Raw genomic sequence first — 19,124 nt, forward strand, 5'->3', positions numbered from 1 at the left:
AACAAACGATTCAGATCAACTGAATCGGAAAGCCCCCTCTCACGAGGGGGCTTTTTGTTGGGCATTGACCGGTCAAAGGATCAGGCCAACAGCCTTAAAGCACGACACGATCACTCCCTCTATTGCCAGTGAGTTTGGCGATGCAGGATGTTTTGAAGGATGATTTTTTGTTAATCGCTGGGTCTTCTGGTTAGGACTCCTTGTGCAGTGGACCCTAAGGCTCAACATTGTGTTGTCTTTGTCCATGCCTGGTGTGGCATGCGTGGTTAGTCAGGAGCGCGAGCTGCTTCGCTCTCGGTGGTGATTGCTAAGACAAGAGAACTTGCATGATCCTTCCCATGACCTGCGGCGATATCTTTCGGATCATCATTGCTCTGCTCATCCCACCTCTGGGGGTGTTTACCCAGGTGGGGCTTTCACGGGCCTTCTGGATCAACCTTGTGATCTATCTGTTTGCTGTGGGCGGCCTTGGTTTCCCTGTCTTGTTCGGCATGTGGCCAGCCGCAGTGATCCATGCCTTGTTTGTGATCCTGACACGCAAGTGAATAGGGCGTCAGCAGTTTGGCTCTGAACAGATCTCTGCTTCGCTGGGATCTTCCAGTTCCTCCTCATCTACTTGCATTGGTGCAAGTGCAGTGTCGACTTCGTTGAAAATCTGCTCCAGGTCAAAGAGGCTTTCGTCCACCTCATTGCCTTGCACCACACTTACGTTGATGCGTTGCACCTGCATCTGCAGTTCAAGGCCCTGGAACTGCCATGAAAGCTTGGAGTTGATGTGGTCTTGAATTTCTTGAACCTGTTTGTAGCTCGGCGTCGTCGGATCGGTCACACGCACAACCACCTGAAGGGTTGGGGCCTGGTTTTGTTCCCAATAATTAGGCCAGTCGAAGACGATTTTTTCGAGTTCTAGTGCTTCGTTAGCACCAAAGGTCAACGTCTCATTCTTGAGGTAGTAGCGGATATCTGATTCAATCTGTTCTTTGGCTGCCTCCTGCTTGAGTTTGAACAGGTGTCGCTCATACCTCTCATAGAGTTTTTGACCCACCAGAACGGCCAAGCCCACGGCTAACAGCACTGGCAGGCGTGAGCGTCGCCGGCGTCTGAGTTTCTCGCGGAAATACGGCTCTCGAATCGCCAGCACACTGATTCCACCAATCAGAATTCCCAGCAGGTTGGCGGCATAGAGAAGTGCAGCCCCTTGAGCGCCGCTCATATCCTGGGCGGAGAGCATCAATCCCATCACGCACACCGGTGGAACCAGAGCTACGGCGATGGCTGTGCCCGCCATGGAACTCACGGCACCAGGATTCACCTTGGCGTAAGTCGCGACAGCACCCGCTGCCAGCGCGATCCCCAAATCGAGAATATTGGGTTCCAGTCGAGCTGTGACCTGTTCAGGCAGGGCCTCCGCTAAAAGCAACCCTTGGCTTCGTGCGATGAGGCCCAATCCCATCGACAGGAGCAGGGTGATACCTGCACCAGCTGCAAGGGTGATCAGGGATCGGGACAGCAGCCTGGCTTGCCCGATCAGAACAGCAAACACCGCCACTCGCAGCGGCAGGATCCAGGGGGCAACGACCATGGCCCCGATGACCACAGCGGCGTTGTTGGCAAGCACCCCCAAGCTGGCGATCAGGCTGGCGCCAATGGTCAGAACGATGAAGGATTCGTTCAGCCGTGCTTCGCCGTCGTAACTGCGGAGCAGTGCGTCAAGACGATCTTCCTCTTCGAGAAGCGATTGTTGATCAACCACCACGGCTGTCGTTCCATCAGCTGCGACGCCCCACAATTACTGGAGGCGTGCTGCCGTTGCTGCCCGGAAGTGCCGGTACCACTTCCGTTTGCCCATCCCATTTGTCGAGGAACAGTTTGTAGAGCACTTGGTCGTCAAGGCTGCGATTGAGCGTGTCGTAACGGAGGGCTTCCTGTTCAGCGATCTTGACTTCGGTCTGGGCGCGGAGCAGTTGCTGCTCTGCAATCTGCTTCTGCTCAATGGCGGCGCGATATTCCTCGGCGATCTGCAGGCCTGTGAGGTCCAGACCGCGGACTTCCACGTAATCAAATTTGTCGAGCTCTTCCGCCACAGTTCTCTCTACCAATGCGGAGATGTCGTTCCATTCGGTGGCAATGGTGACGAGCTCGTATTGGGAGAACACTGACTTCAGTGCTTTCAGCAATGACGGCTGGATGATGCGGGGGTAGATCTCACGGTCGTTACCGGCGATTGTCCGGTAAATCCGTCCGGCTTCATTGGGACGAACGGCGTATTTCACGGTCGCGGTGGCCTCAATGACTTGGAGGTCCTTAGTGAGGGTGGCGAATTCTTCTGGTTTGACCTGGGTGCGCACATCAAAGGGGTACACCGCTTGAACAAACGGGACCTTGAGATTGAGACCAGGCAGACGCGATCCTCCGCTCACCTTGCCCAAGGTGGTGACCACGGCAACTTTGCCGGCCGGAACGATGAACAGGGCCTGCCCCATTAACAACAATGTGCTGAGAACGACGGCGACCAGAACGGCGAGGCTGTTGGCGGGGTCGTTGATCCGTCTAGGGCTTTGCATCCTTAGGCATGTACTTGTGCTGATGATGTCGGGTTTGGGCGTGCATCGTTGCCTCAGTGCCTGGTTTTCCACTGAATCGACACCGTCTGGAATTGACTTTCAGGATTCATTGAATCAGCAACCTTCCCAAGACTGGAGAAATTTGGAGAGGATGAAAATACTCAAGATTGTTGATATTGGTGCTGACTCTGATGGTATAATTAATACTCTGTGTGATCAGCATGTTTGATGAATTTGAGTTCACCGCTTCTGATGGTGGTGCGCTTAATGCCTGATTTAGTCCATTCATCTCAAGTATTGGCCTGGTGCCTGACTGCTTCTTAGTTCATCCAGAGTGATTTGAATGCGCTTGGATATGCATCGCGCATGGTGATGGAGGTTTCACGGATGAATGTGATGCACGCCTTTGATCCGTCAAACACTTTTGCTTTGATCATCATCTCTATGGTTTGTTGGAGTGTTTTTCCTTCTCCGAGCGCACCATCGATGATCTTCACCGCCTTGGTGGGTTCACAACGACCGAGCTCCTCAGCGCGGGAGGCAGACGAGAGAACACTTAGGGCAATCGACAGCAGCAGCAATCCGATGAGTGCCCGCATTTTGCCTGAATGTTGTACTGGCTGGATGGAGCCTATGGGGTGTAGATGGATTGATCTGACTCCTTTCTGGTGGAGTTGTCTCAGGATGTCACTGGATTGCTTCAGTGCTGAAGCGGTAGTCGGCTCATTGAGCTCAGATCGCCAAACACGGTGATCATCTCAACGCCCTGCATGCTGGCCAGGACAAGCTCCTTGGACTTGAAGGCCGTTAACACTGTGTTGGTTTGTCGTTGAACAAGCCATAAAAAAACCTCCGTTGAACGGAGGAATAGACCAAGTAATCCCCATCACCTGGCGTTTCCATAAGTGTAGTGCTTCTCGTTAAGTTTGTGCAGCTGATCCACCACACCTAGTGGGATCAACCTCACGGCGCGCCACCTCTTGGGGGATTTATCCACAGGTTGGTGGAAAAGTCTGTAGAATTTTGTTGTCGCCGATTCTTTAAATGGCCTGCAATTACTAGGCCGTTCAGCTAAGCTGTGGATATCCCCATCACCCGGCCGCCCGTTCGAGGCGGCTTTTTTGTGTCTGCCCTGTCAGTCTGGGCCTGTATTCCACAAGCCCCATGACGGTGAACCGTGAGCAGGCCAGGGACGCACTGGCGACACTTCTCGAGGTTTTCGCAGGGCCGAACTACTCCGGTGCTTTGCGCGATGGCGATCTCACGACCCGACTCGAGCGATGCACAGGCTGGGTTAAAGCTGAAGCATCAGAGGCAGCATCCCTGATCGAATCTTGCGTTCCCCATGGCAAGCCGATGCTTGCTCAGGCCAAGCAACGACTTGCTGCTCTTCAATCGTTGAAGACTCTGCAGGAGGTTGCTATCCATCATTTCGGCTCGCTGGACGATTCCTGTTGATGGTCGTCAGTCGCGACGCAGCCAAGGGGAAGCATTGCTGAACCAGTCTCCGAGATCATCTTCTGGGTGCTCGGGATCTTCTGGATGGCGTTGCCCCAGGTCGAGGTCGGCGATCAAACCGTCGAGCCCGTGTTGTGCACCTTCCCGTTGAAAACGTTGCGCTCTGTTCACCCATGTGCTCACGCTGCGATCGCGCTCGGCAAATTTTTGAAGGTAAACACGTTCCTGGAGAGACACGAATTGTCCCTGGGCCAATCGACTGCAGATGTCTTGAAGTTTTAATCGTGTTGATGTGGTCAGCATGATCAGTTCACCTTTCTCAGGTGATAGGGAGTTCCTTTGTTGGCTTCAGTGACTCAAGACACCCTTTCTGGCACTGGGGAAGGACCTGGTTTTCATATCCTGACGGGATGGATCACGATGAAATCCCGAGCCTGACGCCGATCCCATCGCATACGTCCTGCTTGGAACGATGTGGAACTCTCTTGTGTCCTCAGGACGATCCAGCATTGTTTGGCTCAGCAGATGCTGACCTGTATTTCGATCCCGTAGGTCGGCCGCGTTTTTATGTGATGCGGATCCGCCGCCGTCCGCCTTTTCTCAAGGCGATGACGCGACATCATCGCGTGAGTCAGTGTTTGGGGTCTGCAGATGCACAACCCTGGTGGCTGGCGATGGCCCCCTCAACGGATCCTGGCTGTCCGCCTTCTGCGACCTCCATTGCCCTGATCAAGTTCCAACCTGGTGAAGCATTCAAGCTTCATCCGGGAACTTGGCATGCCGGACCCTTTATTCATGAGCGATCGGCTTTGTTTTTCAACCTCGAATTAAGAACGACCAACGAAGACGATCACAATTCTCTGTTGTTGGGGCAGTCGTTGCATTTGAAGTTGATTTGATCGCCCAGAGCTGTAACAGGGTGAACAGCAGAAAAGAGCCTCCATGGCCTAATATTTATTTGTAGCTACTGCTACAAACGTTCACTTCGCTGCACGGCGAAGCGCAGTTCGACTCAGGGCATGGAACGGGGCCTGAGCTTTCTACGAGGAACACCATGAATGCTCTTCAGCTCCTGAAAGAGCGCGAGCTACGCGCGCAGCTCCGCAACTACTCCAAAAAGGCAGTGGCCCGCGGATCTGAATCAAGTGATTACACCTCCGCTCATCTCTCTCCGGTCAAGCTGGCTAAAGAGAAAGCCTTCTCAACCCAGTTGAAATACAGAGGGGTTTCTTACGAAGCGATGCGTGCCAATTGGCTTTGATCCTTGTTTCATTCAAGGAATGACGCCCCGCCTCGGCGGGGCTTTTTGTTTGGATGGTCAGACTTCGAATTCAAGTTGACAGTGCCATTTGATGTCGCGACCACAGGATCAATGTCCTATCTGGATGTCAGAGATCAATTGCCATCGATTGATCCCGAAAATCTCTCTCCGCAAGATGTTCTGACCATTCTTCTTCATCTTTTCCATCAACAGCCCGGTTTTGTTGATCGTGGCCATGAGGTGAACAACAAAGAGACGGCGTGGGTCAATGGTTTTCTTTTTCGCCTTCATAATGATGCTGCTACTGAACGGCTCTCCATCGAAGAGCTTGGCTCAAGCGTTGACAAAATCTCTGCTTTGCGCTGATTACAACAGCTGATCAAGCGATCCCAACGAGTTTCTGTTGATCCTGCTCATGATCGGCATGGCCCTCGAAGCTTTGTGAAGTTCGAATGGATGTCATGTTTGCGGTTCAGGAGTTGACAGTGGATGGTTGGTCGAATCGTGCGGAGCATTCCTCCAAAGACAATGCGTTTTGGCATGCACGTGCCCGTAGTGATGCTGATGGGCACACGTATAGATTGATCAGCGAGGAGAAGCATGTCGTTTGCCTGCTCACCAGCCGCGGTTCCGAGTGCTGGGAGCTCGACTGACGTCGTCCTCAGGCTGTCGGGTGCTGTTAGGTGTCGTCAGTACTTCGATCTGATGTGCTGCTTTGATCGCTCTGCTCGGGCATGATCGTTGCATGACTGACGACACCCAACAGACGCATCCGCTCTACGCCATTGATCGTGACCAAATCGATGCTGTGTTGGGTCACGATGGCGAGCCAGGCCCTCAGCAGCTGACGACAATCGCTTCATTATTTTCACGGTATGCGGAATTTCCTGGAGCGGATGACATCCGCGATGACCTGCAGAAATGCCTCACGCTTTGGGGGCTGACTCGCGAAGACCTAAACATCAAGACACGAGAGATCTGGAGAAGTGGGTGGCGTCCAGGGCAGGACCCTGTCGCTGAGGGTGTTGGCTCGGGGGCGGATGTTGAAGATACGGAGACTTGATGTATCAAGCATGAGAATATGATTCATTCATGTCTATGGGCCGTTGTTATCAAACCCTGCGTGCTGGTTTGGTAATCGAAACAAGAATGTGCTCTAAAAATCTCTTGTTGTTGTGAAATGAATTTTCCAAACTCATTGTTTGAAGTTGTGCTCAGTATTTGGATCGCGAATGTATTCTGATGGCCCCATGAGTCATGCAACTCGACGGGATGTGTTCCTGTCTGCAATGTTGATGGAATACTTTTGATGATATCTGCGTGGAAGGTGCTGTCGGATTTGCCAAGATTTAGTTCGGGAGTGCGATTTAAGGCGCCCCTGCGATTTTTCTTGAATTGAAACTGGCCTATCATTGAAGAGTGACTGGTGCAGTAGAAAAATAATTTTCCAGATGATGCGAATTTTTGGCGATGCTTTTTCTCGAAGGACAGTGTGAAATCCTCTTTTCCGGTGATTCCGTTGTCAAATCTTCCGTCACCTTTGAGCTTGATCTTGTTCGAGGCTGGCTGCTTAAAGCCCTGGTCGCTGATATAAAAAGAGTGGGATGACGGGTTGTTCACTCTTCTGAAGCAATATTTTTTATTTGGGTTCAATTTAAATGTCTCGATTGCCCTCTCTTTTGCCTTCAAAATTGTAGAATGGGTCAGAAAAGCTGCCTCCGCTAACGAAGATATTTACGGTTTTTTGCGACTTGACTGCAAAGAATTGACTGTAGATTTAGCTCCTGGGTTTGACTGTTCTTTCATGTATCTGTATCTGTTGCAGTGACTTTAAAGGGCTGGGACGTCCGACTGCTTGGTTGTATTTTTGACTTGTATGAGCGTGCCGGGTGGGGAGATAGGGCCAAAGAGGAAGGCCGCCCTTCCCGATGGAAAGACGGCCTGGCTCGCTCGTTTGTGCATGGTTCAACCCATCACTTCAGAAAAGAGAGAGGGTCGAAGCTTCTGGCTCGAGGCGCCCTGGGGCCATGTGCTCTAGGTGTTGGGTCGTTTTCTCCGAGGGCACCTAAGGCGGTGCAAGTGGAGCGTCGATTGGCGTGGCGGACCATTGCGCGCCTACCAAAGGACCAACCCAGGTCATGGGTGAGACTGTTGGAGCAGGGGCCAGAAAGTCAGTCTGCTTCTGAAAACTGCTCGGTTGGACCGTCGTCTTTCATGAACGCCTCCGATCTCGATGCACTCAGTTTTGTGCTTTGAGGGCACAAAGTCATCGGCATTAAGGCGCATTGCCTTGATGGGGTGGGTCATCGATTGTTGGGGTGGCATGCCTAAGCAGGCGTTCCCTAGGTTTTTCAGTGTGGGCGGGGACGCCTTCAGCTCTGTCTCGAGACCCCAAGCAAGCTTGATTTGCCATGGCGAGGGTTGATTGATCAAGGGACTGGGTGTTGAAGAGCGATCAGTCGCTTAAGGCATTTCCCTTGTTTTTGTTTAATCCTGGTTTGCTTGTCGTTGCGTTCTTGCTGCCTGGTTTTGTTGCAGCTTTGACGGCGAGAGAGGCTTCGAGGTGCTGCAGGTGGGCTTCGCGCAATGCAGCTGAGATGTCCAGGGTGTGGTCAGTCATCGATTGGCGTTCCAGGCAGCATGCGCGGAGCACGTGGCTGCCTTGAGTGGGCCTACAGGGCTGAATGATCTAAACGTTAGGAAAGCGTCAATGGAGCACAAGCTGTCGACAGACCTCGGTCTGGACTTCGACACATCACTGGGCTCGACCTGTTGATCTACCAGGCCTCTCAGCGTTGTATCGAGGCCTGTTCTGATTCTGTGAGGTACTCCTCGATGAGGGGCGAGCAATCGCCACGCTGAATGGCTGCGATCTCACGTTCGATGTTCTGGATGAAGAGCTGGTTCCCGTTCTTCTTGGCCACCGCAAGCACACGGTTTAGGCGTTCCAGTTCGCTCTGCTGCTCGTCGTTCATGTTTTGGCTCATCATCCCGACCCTCAACCTGACAGAGATTGCTCAAGCCATCTGTGCGCATTGGCTTGATGTGTTGCTGATCTCTACAGATCTTCAGGCCGGTTGCTTACGTCAAGAGCCGCCGCTCATGCCGCCTCTGATGCCGTGTCGTCATACAACGCTTTGAGTTGGTCGAGCTCAACCATCAGATATTGAATTTCCAGCCAGTCTGTCGAAAGGTCAATGGCGGTTTCCAGGCGGTCAATTTGACGCTTGAGAAGCTCCGGCATCGCGCCAAGTTGCTGAATGGTTCTCATGTAACCGTGCTTCACGCTTGACGCAAGATGACCTGCTGACAAGTCATCTTGCGCTGTCTTGCTTCGGACTCGAAACCGTTGATTTGTCGATTCAAGATCGACCAGCTCTTGTTTTGTCGCTGGTGCGGTAGTGGTCTCCACGAGCTTCTTCGCGTCAGGTGCAGCTTTTGCGGTAGTTGGTTGCGTAGGGGAAGACATATCCACATTCCATCCCCTTGAGTTTCTCCACCGCCAGGTAAAGGCTGTGCGTCAAGTGGCACTGATTTTCGGCATCGCACACCAGGAATTGGCCTGCTTCAGTTTTTTGATGGATGAGCCTCGTGGTGTCTGCACATTCAGATCTGCTGGGGGCATCGCACTTGATTAAGATGCTCTTGTGTCATGGCCTTGGTGGCTCTCGTCTTGGGGTAGTGAATGCAACGTTTTCAGGCCTTCGTCGCTTCGCACTCTGCAAACACGCCGTCACGACCGCAGAGGAAACCCTGGAGTGGGCAAGTGCTGTTGCCGTTAAATCTTCATTTAACTCATCGACTACCCAGTTTTAAAAGCTTTTCTAGCTTCAGTGCTTTTAATAGTTTTAATCCCCATACTGCTGGAGCAGGTCGGACTATTGCCTGCTCAACTTGTAATTGATTGCGGTTGTTTTTTGAGTCAGTCATGATTACTAAAAGGAGCTGTGATGGCAGCTCCCCTATGGATCCCGATAGACCAAAGCAAAGCTATGCGATTTCTCGAATTAACACTGATCAATGTATAAAAGTTCAGCGAGAGAGACTTGCCTTCATGAAGCTGGGTAAGCAAGCTCGCATCGATGTTGACGCCGTGGCGCAGCACTGGGATGCCGGACCTTAGTCATGCAATGCTTCGGACATCTCTTGTTGAGCGAAATGGCCAAGGGCTACTGGAGCGTTTCTGGCGCAATCACCAACCCTGAAGGAATGGGGGCGTACATCTCAGCTGCCGAGCCCTATCTGGCTAATTGCGGAGCGCGATTTCTCTGCAGAGATCTCCAGACGGATGTTCGCGAAGGCAATGCAGGACATCTGACCGTGATCATCGAGTTCGAATCACTGGCCGCAGCGAAAGCTGCCTATGAGGCGCCCGAATATCAAGAGATGCTCCAGCTTCGTCAACCCCACAGCAATGTGTCGCTTTCGATCCTTGAAGAAGGTGATCGCGCCGCTCACTAATGAGAGGCGTCGTCGGGGAGGCAGGACTTTCTTTCAGTTCTGTTGCAACCGCGACAGGCGGTAGGGACGGGGAACGGGAATGATCCTCTTAGTCACCTCAAACCGATGGGATTCCTCGCTGTTGCAGGCTGCATGCTCCTAGCCACTGCCATGTCCGCAGCTTTAACCAGCAAGCCTTCTAAAGCCTGAGGTTGGGAGGGGGCGAGCTTGGCGGCGGCCCCCAACAGATCAGGCCAGCTTCACAACGAAGCGCTGAACAGACCTAGGACCAGCCTAGGTTTTTTTGTGCTCATACGTACCAAGCATTAACGCCTAATTGGGCGTCGAGTGGATGCAGCGCAACGCCATTGAGGCGTTGAACAAGATGTTGAACAGGCTGGCGACGGTGTTCACCACCAGTGAGATGGAGCTCTTCTACGGCGTCAGAATGGCGGCATGGACACGACCAACAATCTGCATTCATGGCATGAGGGCCTGCGTCAGCCAATGGGAGGTGACCCTCTGCATGAACCCGTCATGGCGGCGATCCACGGCTACAGGTTCAACGATGAGTTCTGGCGTCTTAACGACCAGGGCTATCCAGAGCCTTTGTTGGAGCCCATCCTCGGCCGATGGGAACAGCTGCACGATCCAGAGGATTGAACCTGGCGCAAGTGCTCACTACACAGTGCTCACTAAAAAGTGCCATAACGCCAACCTGACTCCCCCCGTTCAGAAGAGGAGTCAGCTTTTGCTTCGGCGCCCAATGGCAAGGGTTAGGCCATTGGATGGAGGTTTCCTGCGGCGGGAACTTCCTTTAGCAGCTTGGGTTGAAGCAAGGGGGCGTTGGCTTCAGATGACGCGGAGACGCGGTTCAAATGAGCAACGGCAAGGTTGCGAAGTGAGATTGCGCTGATCTGACTCCTCCCCTTCATAAGAGGAGTCAGGCTGTGCATTGCTGTGTCGGCGTTTAGGACGCTGTTCTGACTCCTCCGGTTGAGAAGAAGAGTCAGCTGACACTCAGCGCCCAATGGTTATTGGAGGAACCATTGGATGGAGAGCTCGAAGCTCCAAAGTCACCATCACCCCGGTCATGGTTTAGGTGCCGTTCGAATGAGGCGATGGCAGCGACCAAATGAGCGGCAACGACGTTGTGGCGTTGGTTTTCACCCCCAGTCCGATCGGCACAAAAAAGCCGGGTTGTCACACCCCGGCTCATGCGCAGATGAACCTTTTGATCGGCTGACATCCGACGCTCTGCTGGTTCGTGTCTGCTCCCTCAGCCTGATGGTCGATTAGTTGAGGAGTTCCGTCTCGTCGGCCAGCCTCTTATTGATGTGGCGGCGAGTTTCTGCAACGTGGCGATGCTGCGCCCACAACTCCATCACGAACTTGGCGAGCCGTTCCTGTCGCTTCCCTGGCTGCTCAGGCAGCGAAGGGTCCTGCTCTGTCACTTCTGGAAATCCAGCGTTCATCTAGATCGGCTGCTCGTACTCAACCCCTAGCTAGATCCTCCATTCAGGACCACATTCCAATGAGAAGCCCCCGCCAAAGGCAGGGGCCACGGAACGCGTTCAGGAGTGTCACCTTGTTTCCACTCCCGTGAGGCGATCCTCCTCACAACTTCAAGCTGGCAAAGCTACTGGCACTGTGACAACAAAAGTGGACAGCTGCTGACTCGTCCAGGCCATCAGCCCTGCTGGTCCGCCGCCTCTTCCTCTGATCGCAGAAATCTCTTGCGTTGAGCCGATTCCAGGCCGGATGTCTCTGCTGTTTCGCGATTAGGTGTGTTGGTGCTGCTCTTCTCGTCCTGCTGCGCAGGTTTGTCGAGCCCCATCAACAGGGGGTGAATTCCTCTTCGGCTCATTTGTCGTTGGTCGTTATTCAGATCTCGCGTGGTGGCGTTCCGGCCCAACCGCGTGGGATGACGCTATCGACACTTGCGTCGTTCTGTTGGCCTCTGTCTGTTGGCCTTGGGCGGGTGCTGGTCAAGGGGGGGGCGCTTGCACGATCCCGGTGCGACGAGGTCGCCTCAGAGAGTTGCTCGCTATGAGCCCCTAGTTCGTTGGGGGGAGCGACGGAATTTGCAGCGACTTTTCAGGCAGTTTTCGGTATCCGGAAAATCTGCTGAGAGTCAGTCCATTGGTATCGCTGGCAACTAACGAGATGCCTGCCGACCCATAAGTGGGAGAACTCCCAACTGCTCACAAATGTCGATCACGGTGAGCTGTTCTTTCTGTTTGACGAAGGCCGCGAAGCTCTCTACTGGTGGCCGACGAATTAACTCTCAGTGCTATCTGCGATCTTGTCGCGCCAATCAGGCCCCAGCTCTGTGGCCAGATCCTGCTCAACAGAACGGAGGTAACGCTTCCGTTGAGCTGACTCCCAACCCAACCATTTGGGAGCTTGCTTTCGCTGTGTACTTGTCATGCTCAGAGAATCTCAGATCGTTAACCCCATGTGGGTTAAGAGCAGGTTCTTGCCTGGGGAAGCTTTGTCAGCCACTTGCCAACCAGCTCAGCAGCACCCATCACACCCTTAAGTGCATAGGAGGGGGCAGCTCCTCAGGAAGACAATGTCGGCTCGCCATTGGCAGATGTACTCCAGCTTCACCCGCAGCCCATCCAGGTCAACCAAATGCTGTCGCATGTGCTGCTGAACATGGACATGCTTTTGAAGCAGCCTTATCCCCCGCCCAAAAAAAATTGGGTTGAAGCGCCCGCACTATTAGCCATTGCTCTGCTTGCAAGGGCTTTCACCCCGCTTCAACTTCACCCACATCGCCTTTTCAAGAGCCGTGAGTTTTGGACAGGTTTCATTGAGCACTTCGAGGGCACGAGACTTGGCATCCCGGATGTATCGCGTCGTCCGGTCGAGTTCGTCAAAGGCCATAGCTATTTAATAGGTGTGGCTATCAAGTTAAAAACTCTGAATAATGCGACTTGCATCAAGTGACACAGAATTGACTCCCCCTGGAGGGATGCTGTGGAAGATCACCTTAAGAAGATGCTATCGATGTGCTGCTAACAAAAGCTTCGCCGCGAATGCTCGACGTTGATGAATTCAAGAAGACCCTTCAGGGTTCATGCCAGTGGCATGCTGATAGTGTTTCCCTAAGGCGTCACTGGCCCGGTGGTAAGTCGGTTTTGCAGTCAATTTGCAGCCATGTTTAAGCGGCTATACGTTGTTCAATGGGTGTGAAGTCCCATCCAATCGGTGACTGCATTTGATTCAGCTTTCGGTGCTCTTCGAATAGATCTTCAATTTCCCTGCAAGCTGTGCAGTATGCCGCCCAACCAATCATTCTTCGTGGATTTGCTCGCCCACGCTTGTCAATTGCTTGGTCAACGGTGACTCCTTCTGTTTCTGCTTGTTCAAATGCGCTAAGCAATGGAATTTGTGCATCTAGAACCTTTATGTCGAATCCTTGAAGCAATTCTTTGGCTTTTTCTGCTGCAGCTTCCTTGCGTGAATCAACTTTCACAAGTAGTGCAGCGTAGGGGATCTTGTATTGCCTCAGCATCTGTGACATTTCAACAGTTAATTCGATTGATCTGCTCTGCGTAGTAGTGGGCAGCAGAATGAAATCGGCTCCCTCTACTAAATTTTTCATTTCTTCTTCGTTGCTGCTTGCTTGTCCATCTGTGACAATAATCTCTGCCAATCGAGTGGCTTTGGCTGCTGCTTCAATTGGCACGACTGGGCAGGGCAAAAGTCCTCTTGCGCCATAAGCAGTGGCCGATCTATTGCGGTCGGCATCAACCAGGACTACCCGTTTTTGTTGATGGCTCCAGGTTGCTGCTATGTGAACGCTGCTACACGTTTTGGCAACACCACCTTTCTGGCCAAAAACAGTGATGAACATCACGCAGCGACTAATGACTCCTTAAAGGATCGCGTTTTTTTTCTGGAAGGCAATACGTGGGTTGTTGCTGCTTCCGCGATGAAAGCGTCAGTCAGATTCGGCTCCCCAAGTCATTTTCAGACAACACAACGGCCTTCCTTAAGAGGTATGGGCGACTGTGGGCTTCGTCTGCGAACTGCCAAAAAAAAGGAGAGGTCCCACCCTCTCCCTTCACGACGCATCACCCCCTCGCCAAAAGGGAGCGATTACACATTGACGTAAGAAATACCTATTAGTGGTTGCCATGACGACCAAAAGAGTACTGAGGTCAGGAACCCACGAAAAAGGAGGCTCCCCATGCCCTCCTCTGGTGACCTATTCGCTCCTCCTTGAAGGGGGGGGCTGACGGTCGCTATTCAACGGCTCCTATCCCATCGGTAGAAGAGTCCATTGGTTAGTCGTTCCGGAGATTCCTCTCAGGTGAAACCACCGGTCAATTGACCATGTCGTTCCTGGGGCAATGACGTCGTAACCCTGGGCTTGATCGGCTAAACGTGTGTCTTTTTCCTGAACTGATCGATTTCTTCGCGGTTTGGTCAGAACAACCAGGCCCCCAACAGCACGCCGATTACCAGACCTTTCAGCCAGACCAATGCAGCCATCTGGTACTCAGAGAGACCGAGCTTTCCCTTGATCCAGAAGAAGACCTTCTTATCTGCGAAGACGACAGCGCGGACCGGTTTCCACGGAGCAAGACCATTCAGACGCCAGCTCATCAGTATTTGAAAGCAGTTAATCGGTATATAGCGACGGCCCTCATCAATCAACCAGTTGAGGGAAGGCATTCACCGCCAACACCTCAAGAAGCGGTGCAAGCTCTGGGCACCCACTTGGCAGAAGGAGATTTGCTGGGCTCCAGAAGCGGGATGAAGCCAGGAAGCTGATCAATGAGTTGCTGGGTTGTTGAAAAACTGACAACCACCTGAGGTTCAGCTCGACAGATTGCATGGACGAGCCATGCAAAACAAACCGAGCGAATCTTTGGAAGTTCTTGCCGCAATCGTCGTCACTGCGGGGCTGCTTGGCGGAAATATGCTGCTGTTTGCACCCCTCCGGACAGACAACAGGGTTACGCCTCCAGCTCCTCCAGCGCGCACTGCTCCCGAAGCTCTTTCAGTGTTTTGGTGAACAGCCGTAGACGTTGTGGGCTCTATGGCTGAGACCAATAGGCAGGAGCAGCACCTGAAGAAGCGGCGCAAGCTTTGAGCACTGATGTGGCAGAAGGAAGGGGCTTGTCTCCTGCGCCGCGATGCTGCTGAGCAACGCCGGAAAGAGCTTTTGCGGTTGGGCTGGTCAGCTAATGACCTTGCATGGGGTGCAGAGGTTGAGCCCTAACTCCCCGGAATAAATAAACCCCGCCATTGCTGACGGGGTGGAGTGTGTGTGAGGTTTTATAGGGAGATAGATAGCGACATCACCACTCCGTCAATCTCCAATCCAGACCTGTCGTCATCACATGACGCCAGCCCAAATTCAGCCTGCGCCTGATCTGCGCTAATCGCACCGTGTCGCCCTTCTGCAGCTAAATCACCACACACCAAGGCAACGAGATTTCATAGCCATTGATAATCCGCTGAAAAAAAGATTTGAACTATCAGGTCGACGTGTTGCGACACCTGCTTCGAATCGCAGTATTTGGATGTTTTTTACCCATTCATCATTGAATGCTGATATTGATTTTTTTATTGGCCTCGTCACCCCGATCACAGTGAAGTTGCAGAAGTTCTGGGTCTCCCTCTAAGAAGTCATCTCTGACTTCTTGCCACCCTTTTTGCTCGGCCCTGACAACGCTTATGGGCATTGCCATCAAGATCACTTCAAAAACGAGCAGGGAGGACTTCCAATAGCCGCGCTTGAAATCTTCGATAGGGGCTTTCATGTGGTCTATTCCGAATGGCTGACTGCTCTCATCGTGAGCAGAGATTTCAGGCCAGGCCACAATTTTCACCACACCCTCGGGCCCTTGCCCACCTTCCACTTGGCTCGCCACCACTGCACCCCATACCTCACCGCATCCAATGAGTTGTTCTCGCAATCGTCAGCAATGCGTTCCACATCTCGCGGATGACGGGGCAATGTCGGCCAGGTCGCCATTAACCCCTCACAGGCCTTCGTCCACAGCAGCCACGGCGTCTCCAGATCACGCCCCGCGGCCTGCAACATCGTCCTGACCAATGCCAATCCATTGGCCTCCCGTTGGTTCATCTTTCACGCCCTCACCAACGGACACCCAGCAGCCTTGAAGTCGCCCGTCGTTGACCCCCGATCACTCAGTGCAAGGTGAGTGCAAATGCCTGAGCGCATGAAAAAACGGACCCCGGAAAGCCCGAGATCTCTTGGTTTAACTGACGCCCCCTGATGGATTCGAACCATCGACCGACTGCTTAGAAGGCGTTGGATTGCTTCGCCCAAATCCATCGCAATGACTGAGTTTTAAGTGGTGCTGGTTGGGTTGTTAGAGCCAGATCTAGAGCTGGATTGGCGACGGTTGAGCAAGCAGCTCTAAATCCAGTGAGAGCAGCTGCCTTGGCCGCGTCTGGCTGGGATGTTCGGTGTGAGGCACTGCCTGGAAAGAAGTCGGTCTATCCATTGCGTAGGGGGCCTTCCATGCCAAAACTGGAAGCCTGCAGCGGGGCGCCCATGCTTTCAACTGAGCCAATGATCGACGCGATGGATGCGGTCATGGATGAGTTGGAAGTGCATTTCGGCCACCTGAGCAACCCGGAGCTGTCCCTGCTCGATCGCGATGCCATCGGCCGGGATGCTGCTGAGGGGGTGCGCCGGGGGCTGACCGTGATCGGAATCCACCAGTTCGTGCTCAAAGTTCAGTTGGATGATCTGCTGGTGGCGAGCTTCCCAGTGGCGAGCTGATGGCTGAACCGAGCAAGCCAGCTGTTTCGAAAGCCAAGACAAGCCTTGGGCAGGCTGGCCTGATCGTCCTGCTGATCCTTGCGATAGGGACTGGGATATGGCTCAACAGGACGGCATGGCGCCATCGACGTCTGATGTGGCAGATGCAGGCTGCTGTCATCGCTGGCGGGGTTGGCTTCGTCGCTGGACGCTTGACCGCTGGTAAAGGGTCTGATGACTAACCCCGCAGAACCCGCCCAAGCGAAGCCGAGCAGGCCCCGGGCTCTGACCTGCACCGAGATGATGAACGGCGGCCGTCAGCAGATGGATGAGGCCGAGCACGCCCGTGAGCAACAATTGCAGCAGCGGGTCGAAGACCTGGAGAAGGACGTTGATCGGCTGGAGCAGTCCCTGGCGGATGAGGGCACTAACTCCACTCAGCTGGGTAAAGCCGTGTTTTAGTCGCACTCAATCCGGGAGTGCTCTCAACGAGGTGCTGTGCAGCCCACATTCCTCTGACGACGCGGCAGACGCCTTCTTGGTCGCAGACCCTGTAGTACTCGAAGCCATGTGGAGCTGTGGTGAGTTTGGTGGCTCTCATGTTCTTTATCCCGCTAACCCAATAAGTAGGCGGCAAGGCGGGTCTTGGTTCAGTAGCTCGAGACAGGATGTTCTACTCGTAATAAAACCTTGGTTGGCTTAACGATCGCGCCTGGCTGAAGTAAAGCTCTTAAGCCGTTGCTTTAGAAACGAAAGTCATGACATGGACTGCAATTGCGACGGCGCCGCTGAAGTAGGCGACCTTCGCGTGGAGTCCTTTCATTCAGCCTCGATCTGTCGTGTGAGTCAGCTGATTTTTCTCTGGCCGATGGCTAAGGCTTAATGCCTAAATCCGCCCCAAAGAGAAAGGCCGCCCCTCCCGATGGAGAGACGGCCTAACTGGCTCGTTTATGCATTGCAGTCGACCTAGTCAGTACGTGTTGCCTTTGGGGATCTCCTTGGCAATGGGACTGAAAGAGGTAGGTCGAAGCATCTGGCTTAAGGCAACCCTGGGGCCATTTGGACCAGGTGTGAAGCGTGACTCCTACGGGGCACTTAGACGAACGATGCAGAGGAGTGTCGACTGATCAGACGCACATCAGTGTCGTCAAAGACGAGGCGCTCACGGTTGGGTTGAAAAGTTGGAGCAGGGGCCAGAAAAGTCAGGCTGCTTCTGCGATTTGCTCAGGTGGAGTGTCGGCGGTCATGGGCTCCTCCGATCTCGATGCACACACTCTCGGCAGCCGTGGATCACCCGGCAATCAGCTGTCGTGCTCATTGCCTTCTGGGGCGAATCGGTCGATTGTGGGACCGGCGTGCTGACTGCTGGCTGTGTTTCGTCTCAGTACAGCGGAAAGGCGTTTCGCCCTGACTTCCTTTGCCGTAAAGGTGGCGATCTTCTGGCTTGCTCAGTTGGTGGTCTGCGTGTTGGATCCACGGCGGCTGGTATGCGGTGTCGTGGAGAAGGGGTTTTTGCCCTGCCTCATCAGCTTTGCGGTGATGGATTTTCTGGTGATCCCGCAACTAAGGCGTCGCTGGGACCACTAGCCCCGTTGCCAGATCAAAAACTACCTGGCTAGTGCGTAAGTACTTGTATGGGTTGCCATGCAGGATGGCTTGCTCATCGACCGGGATGGGTTCTTGATCTGCCGATTTCACCGTGACGAGAAGGCTTGGATCCGCGATCCACGGGTGTTCGTCGATCACGGCCGGGAGATGCCTAACGGCCAGCCCGCCCTGCTTAAGCGGCGGGAATACCTGCGCCGCGATGCTGCAGAGCAACGCTGGAAAGAGCTTTTGCGGTTGGGCTGGTCAGCCACTAACCCTGCCTGTGGTGCTGAGGTTGAGCCGTGATGGTTCAGACCTGCTGTGAACGTATTGCCCTGGTCAAGTCTCGGTATCCCGACAGTGCTTCAGCCAGGCAAAAAACATCTGACAATCCCCCCGAGCTTTAAATGAAAGTGGCGCGTTTTCTTCTAAGGGACGGGAACAAGGTTGGTGCGGAGGTTTCCCCTGAAGGGCTAGAGGTCTTCACCTACACGGATCAGAAGGGACATCAGGTCCACGCATTGGCAACGGTCAAAGCCGAAAAGGAGTTCCTTAAGCAGATCCCCTCAAAGCTGCTGCCCTTGTACTTGCGCATGGAGCAAGCTCTCGCGAGAACCGTTGGTCGGAGCTGATTCCTCCGGGTGGGATAAGCCCTTGAGTTGCACCTGGTCATCAACGTCAGGAGCGCTGATCACAGCCTGGTCACACAAGTGCATCAACTTGAGGTCGGCGAGAGGAGCTCAGCCCCTGGGACTGACACCACCAGGGGTCTTTCTTGCCGCAGCGGAGGGGAGGCTTACGGCTGCCTCCTTCTCCCTGGCCACTGACCCTGCATGGGGTGCTGAGGTTGAGCCCTGACTCCCCGGATATAAATAAACCCCGCCTTTTCTGGCGGGGTGGAGGGTATGAGGTTTTGTCGGAAGATGGATGGCGATAATCGCTGTTTCCTACTTAACCTCAATTCCAGGACGTAGTGAACCTGATGATGAGCCTCGGTAGACTAAATCTTCTGCTTCGAGCTCTGTAGTTTCTAGGCTTGTTGAGAAAGGGAACTTTTCCA

Annotated in this window: 30 protein-coding genes; 16 read left to right on the top strand and 14 right to left on the bottom strand. The window is 53.5% G+C overall.

The genetic code is table 11. From position 1 onward, the window contains the following. The first annotated feature begins 338 nt into the window (after window positions 1–338). Window positions 339–545 carry a YqaE/Pmp3 family membrane protein gene (locus DXY30_RS11025; protein WP_115095003.1) on the top strand — a complete coding sequence of 69 codons (207 nt, stop codon included), beginning with the start codon at window positions 339–341 and terminating at the stop codon, window positions 543–545. 8 nt (window positions 546–553) lie between these two features. Here the strand turns inward: DXY30_RS11025 and DXY30_RS11030 are convergent, their stop codons facing one another. The 3 genes from DXY30_RS11030 to DXY30_RS11040 all read right to left on the bottom strand — a co-directional run bounded on the left by DXY30_RS11030 (window position 554) and on the right by DXY30_RS11040 (window position 3,163). After that, a complete protein-coding gene (locus DXY30_RS11030) occupies window positions 554–1,756 on the bottom strand; it encodes a DUF389 domain-containing protein (RefSeq protein WP_170951240.1) in 1,203 nt (400 codons plus the stop codon). 13 nt (window positions 1,757–1,769) lie between these two features. Next, on the bottom strand, window positions 1,770–2,564 hold the full coding sequence (locus DXY30_RS11035) for a prohibitin family protein (protein WP_115095005.1): 795 nt from the start codon (window positions 2,562–2,564) through the stop codon (window positions 1,770–1,772). Between the two features lie 320 nt (window positions 2,565–2,884). Further along, the gene (locus DXY30_RS11040; protein ID WP_115095006.1) at window positions 2,885–3,163 is read right to left on the bottom strand and encodes a hypothetical protein; all 279 of its coding nucleotides are present in this window, start codon (window positions 3,161–3,163) and stop codon (window positions 2,885–2,887) included. 565 nt (window positions 3,164–3,728) lie between these two features. Here DXY30_RS11040 and DXY30_RS11045 point away from each other — a divergent pair. Further along, window positions 3,729–4,022: a hypothetical protein gene (locus DXY30_RS11045; protein ID WP_115095007.1), complete on the top strand. Its 294-nt coding sequence runs from the start codon at window positions 3,729–3,731 to the stop codon at window positions 4,020–4,022. 6 nt (window positions 4,023–4,028) lie between these two features. Here DXY30_RS11045 and DXY30_RS11050 read toward each other — a convergent pair whose 3' ends face one another. Continuing rightward, window positions 4,029–4,325, bottom strand: a complete 297-nt coding sequence (locus tag DXY30_RS11050; protein ID WP_115095008.1) for a hypothetical protein — start codon at window positions 4,323–4,325, stop codon at window positions 4,029–4,031. Between the two features lie 107 nt (window positions 4,326–4,432). On the opposite strand from DXY30_RS11050, the gene DXY30_RS14330 reads away from it, so the two are divergent. The 5 genes from DXY30_RS14330 (at window position 4,433) to DXY30_RS11075 (ending at window position 6,346) form a co-directional block, all read left to right on the top strand. Further along, window positions 4,433–4,921 (top strand): hypothetical protein, encoded by a 489-nt coding sequence (locus DXY30_RS14330; protein ID WP_115095009.1) that lies wholly within the window; start codon window positions 4,433–4,435, stop codon window positions 4,919–4,921. 155 nt (window positions 4,922–5,076) lie between these two features. After that, a complete protein-coding gene (locus DXY30_RS11060; RefSeq protein WP_115095010.1) occupies window positions 5,077–5,283 on the top strand; it encodes a hypothetical protein in 207 nt (68 codons plus the stop codon). 111 nt (window positions 5,284–5,394) lie between these two features. Continuing rightward, window positions 5,395–5,649, top strand: coding sequence for a hypothetical protein (locus DXY30_RS11065; RefSeq protein WP_170951241.1), 255 nt, complete (start codon window positions 5,395–5,397; stop codon window positions 5,647–5,649). A gap of 86 nt (window positions 5,650–5,735) precedes the next feature. Beyond that, entirely contained in the window at window positions 5,736–5,936 is a 201-nt protein-coding gene (locus DXY30_RS11070; RefSeq protein ID WP_244281381.1) for a hypothetical protein, read from the top strand. A gap of 92 nt (window positions 5,937–6,028) precedes the next feature. Beyond that, window positions 6,029–6,346 (top strand): DUF3288 family protein, encoded by a 318-nt coding sequence (locus tag DXY30_RS11075; protein ID WP_115095011.1) that lies wholly within the window; start codon window positions 6,029–6,031, stop codon window positions 6,344–6,346. A 23-nt stretch (window positions 6,347–6,369) separates the two neighbouring features. Here the strand turns inward: DXY30_RS11075 and DXY30_RS11080 are convergent, their stop codons facing one another. The 4 genes from DXY30_RS11080 to DXY30_RS13680 all read right to left on the bottom strand — a co-directional run bounded on the left by DXY30_RS11080 (window position 6,370) and on the right by DXY30_RS13680 (window position 8,695). Next, window positions 6,370–6,972 (bottom strand): hypothetical protein, encoded by a 603-nt coding sequence (locus tag DXY30_RS11080; protein ID WP_137006851.1) that lies wholly within the window; start codon window positions 6,970–6,972, stop codon window positions 6,370–6,372. 766 nt (window positions 6,973–7,738) lie between these two features. Then, window positions 7,739–7,903 (bottom strand): hypothetical protein, encoded by a 165-nt coding sequence (locus DXY30_RS14205; protein ID WP_170951242.1) that lies wholly within the window; start codon window positions 7,901–7,903, stop codon window positions 7,739–7,741. Window positions 7,904–8,072: 169 nt separating this feature from the next. Beyond that, on the bottom strand, window positions 8,073–8,258 hold the full coding sequence (locus tag DXY30_RS11100; RefSeq protein WP_115024146.1) for a hypothetical protein: 186 nt from the start codon (window positions 8,256–8,258) through the stop codon (window positions 8,073–8,075). A gap of 125 nt (window positions 8,259–8,383) precedes the next feature. Continuing rightward, complete coding sequence (locus tag DXY30_RS13680) at window positions 8,384–8,695, bottom strand: hypothetical protein (protein ID WP_137006853.1); 312 nt, start codon at window positions 8,693–8,695, stop codon at window positions 8,384–8,386. Window positions 8,696–9,408: 713 nt separating this feature from the next. On the opposite strand from DXY30_RS13680, the gene DXY30_RS11115 reads away from it, so the two are divergent. After that, on the top strand, window positions 9,409–9,744 hold the full coding sequence (locus DXY30_RS11115; RefSeq protein ID WP_244281382.1) for a DUF1330 domain-containing protein: 336 nt from the start codon (window positions 9,409–9,411) through the stop codon (window positions 9,742–9,744). Between the two features lie 435 nt (window positions 9,745–10,179). Further along, window positions 10,180–10,386, top strand: a complete 207-nt coding sequence (locus tag DXY30_RS11120; RefSeq protein WP_115095017.1) for a hypothetical protein — start codon at window positions 10,180–10,182, stop codon at window positions 10,384–10,386. Window positions 10,387–11,018: 632 nt separating this feature from the next. On the opposite strand, the gene DXY30_RS11135 is transcribed toward DXY30_RS11120, so the two are convergent. Beyond that, on the bottom strand, window positions 11,019–11,198 hold the full coding sequence (locus DXY30_RS11135) for a hypothetical protein (protein ID WP_115024138.1): 180 nt from the start codon (window positions 11,196–11,198) through the stop codon (window positions 11,019–11,021). Window positions 11,199–11,413: 215 nt separating this feature from the next. Continuing rightward, window positions 11,414–11,638 (bottom strand): hypothetical protein, encoded by a 225-nt coding sequence (locus tag DXY30_RS13685; protein ID WP_137006855.1) that lies wholly within the window; start codon window positions 11,636–11,638, stop codon window positions 11,414–11,416. Between the two features lie 674 nt (window positions 11,639–12,312). Here DXY30_RS13685 and DXY30_RS14210 point away from each other — a divergent pair. Continuing rightward, the gene (locus DXY30_RS14210; protein ID WP_170951243.1) at window positions 12,313–12,678 is read left to right on the top strand and encodes a hypothetical protein; all 366 of its coding nucleotides are present in this window, start codon (window positions 12,313–12,315) and stop codon (window positions 12,676–12,678) included. 214 nt (window positions 12,679–12,892) lie between these two features. Here the strand turns inward: DXY30_RS14210 and DXY30_RS11140 are convergent, their stop codons facing one another. The 4 genes from DXY30_RS11140 to DXY30_RS11155 all read right to left on the bottom strand — a co-directional run bounded on the left by DXY30_RS11140 (window position 12,893) and on the right by DXY30_RS11155 (window position 15,832). Beyond that, window positions 12,893–13,588 (bottom strand): ParA family protein, encoded by a 696-nt coding sequence (locus DXY30_RS11140; protein WP_115095020.1) that lies wholly within the window; start codon window positions 13,586–13,588, stop codon window positions 12,893–12,895. A gap of 575 nt (window positions 13,589–14,163) precedes the next feature. After that, entirely contained in the window at window positions 14,164–14,412 is a 249-nt protein-coding gene (locus DXY30_RS11145; RefSeq protein ID WP_244281383.1) for a hypothetical protein, read from the bottom strand. An 872-nt stretch (window positions 14,413–15,284) separates the two neighbouring features. Beyond that, window positions 15,285–15,575 (bottom strand): hypothetical protein, encoded by a 291-nt coding sequence (locus DXY30_RS11150; RefSeq protein WP_137006857.1) that lies wholly within the window; start codon window positions 15,573–15,575, stop codon window positions 15,285–15,287. Continuing rightward, a complete protein-coding gene (locus DXY30_RS11155) occupies window positions 15,572–15,832 on the bottom strand; it encodes a hypothetical protein (protein ID WP_115095023.1) in 261 nt (86 codons plus the stop codon). The genes DXY30_RS11150 and DXY30_RS11155 overlap by 4 nt, the downstream gene beginning before the upstream one ends. Before the next feature lie 435 nt (window positions 15,833–16,267). Between DXY30_RS11155 and DXY30_RS11160 the strand changes: the two genes are divergently transcribed. From DXY30_RS11160 to DXY30_RS11185, 6 genes are all read left to right on the top strand, one after another. Continuing rightward, window positions 16,268–16,498, top strand: coding sequence for a hypothetical protein (locus DXY30_RS11160; protein WP_137006859.1), 231 nt, complete (start codon window positions 16,268–16,270; stop codon window positions 16,496–16,498). Next, on the top strand, window positions 16,498–16,719 hold the full coding sequence (locus tag DXY30_RS11165) for a hypothetical protein (RefSeq protein ID WP_115095025.1): 222 nt from the start codon (window positions 16,498–16,500) through the stop codon (window positions 16,717–16,719). Before DXY30_RS11160 ends, DXY30_RS11165 begins: the two co-directional genes overlap by 1 nt. Further along, window positions 16,712–16,939 (top strand): hypothetical protein, encoded by a 228-nt coding sequence (locus tag DXY30_RS11170; RefSeq protein WP_115095026.1) that lies wholly within the window; start codon window positions 16,712–16,714, stop codon window positions 16,937–16,939. Before DXY30_RS11165 ends, DXY30_RS11170 begins: the two co-directional genes overlap by 8 nt. A gap of 909 nt (window positions 16,940–17,848) precedes the next feature. Continuing rightward, on the top strand, window positions 17,849–18,064 hold the full coding sequence (locus DXY30_RS11175) for a hypothetical protein (protein ID WP_244281384.1): 216 nt from the start codon (window positions 17,849–17,851) through the stop codon (window positions 18,062–18,064). A gap of 57 nt (window positions 18,065–18,121) precedes the next feature. Continuing rightward, window positions 18,122–18,370, top strand: coding sequence for a DUF1651 domain-containing protein (locus DXY30_RS11180; protein WP_115095028.1), 249 nt, complete (start codon window positions 18,122–18,124; stop codon window positions 18,368–18,370). A 101-nt stretch (window positions 18,371–18,471) separates the two neighbouring features. Continuing rightward, window positions 18,472–18,696: a hypothetical protein gene (locus DXY30_RS11185; RefSeq protein ID WP_115095029.1), complete on the top strand. Its 225-nt coding sequence runs from the start codon at window positions 18,472–18,474 to the stop codon at window positions 18,694–18,696. Window positions 18,697–19,124 lie beyond the last annotated feature (428 nt).

Origin of the sequence: Synechococcus sp. UW106, assembly GCF_900474015.1 — a bacterium.
Taxonomy (GTDB): domain Bacteria; phylum Cyanobacteriota; class Cyanobacteriia; order PCC-6307; family Cyanobiaceae; genus Parasynechococcus.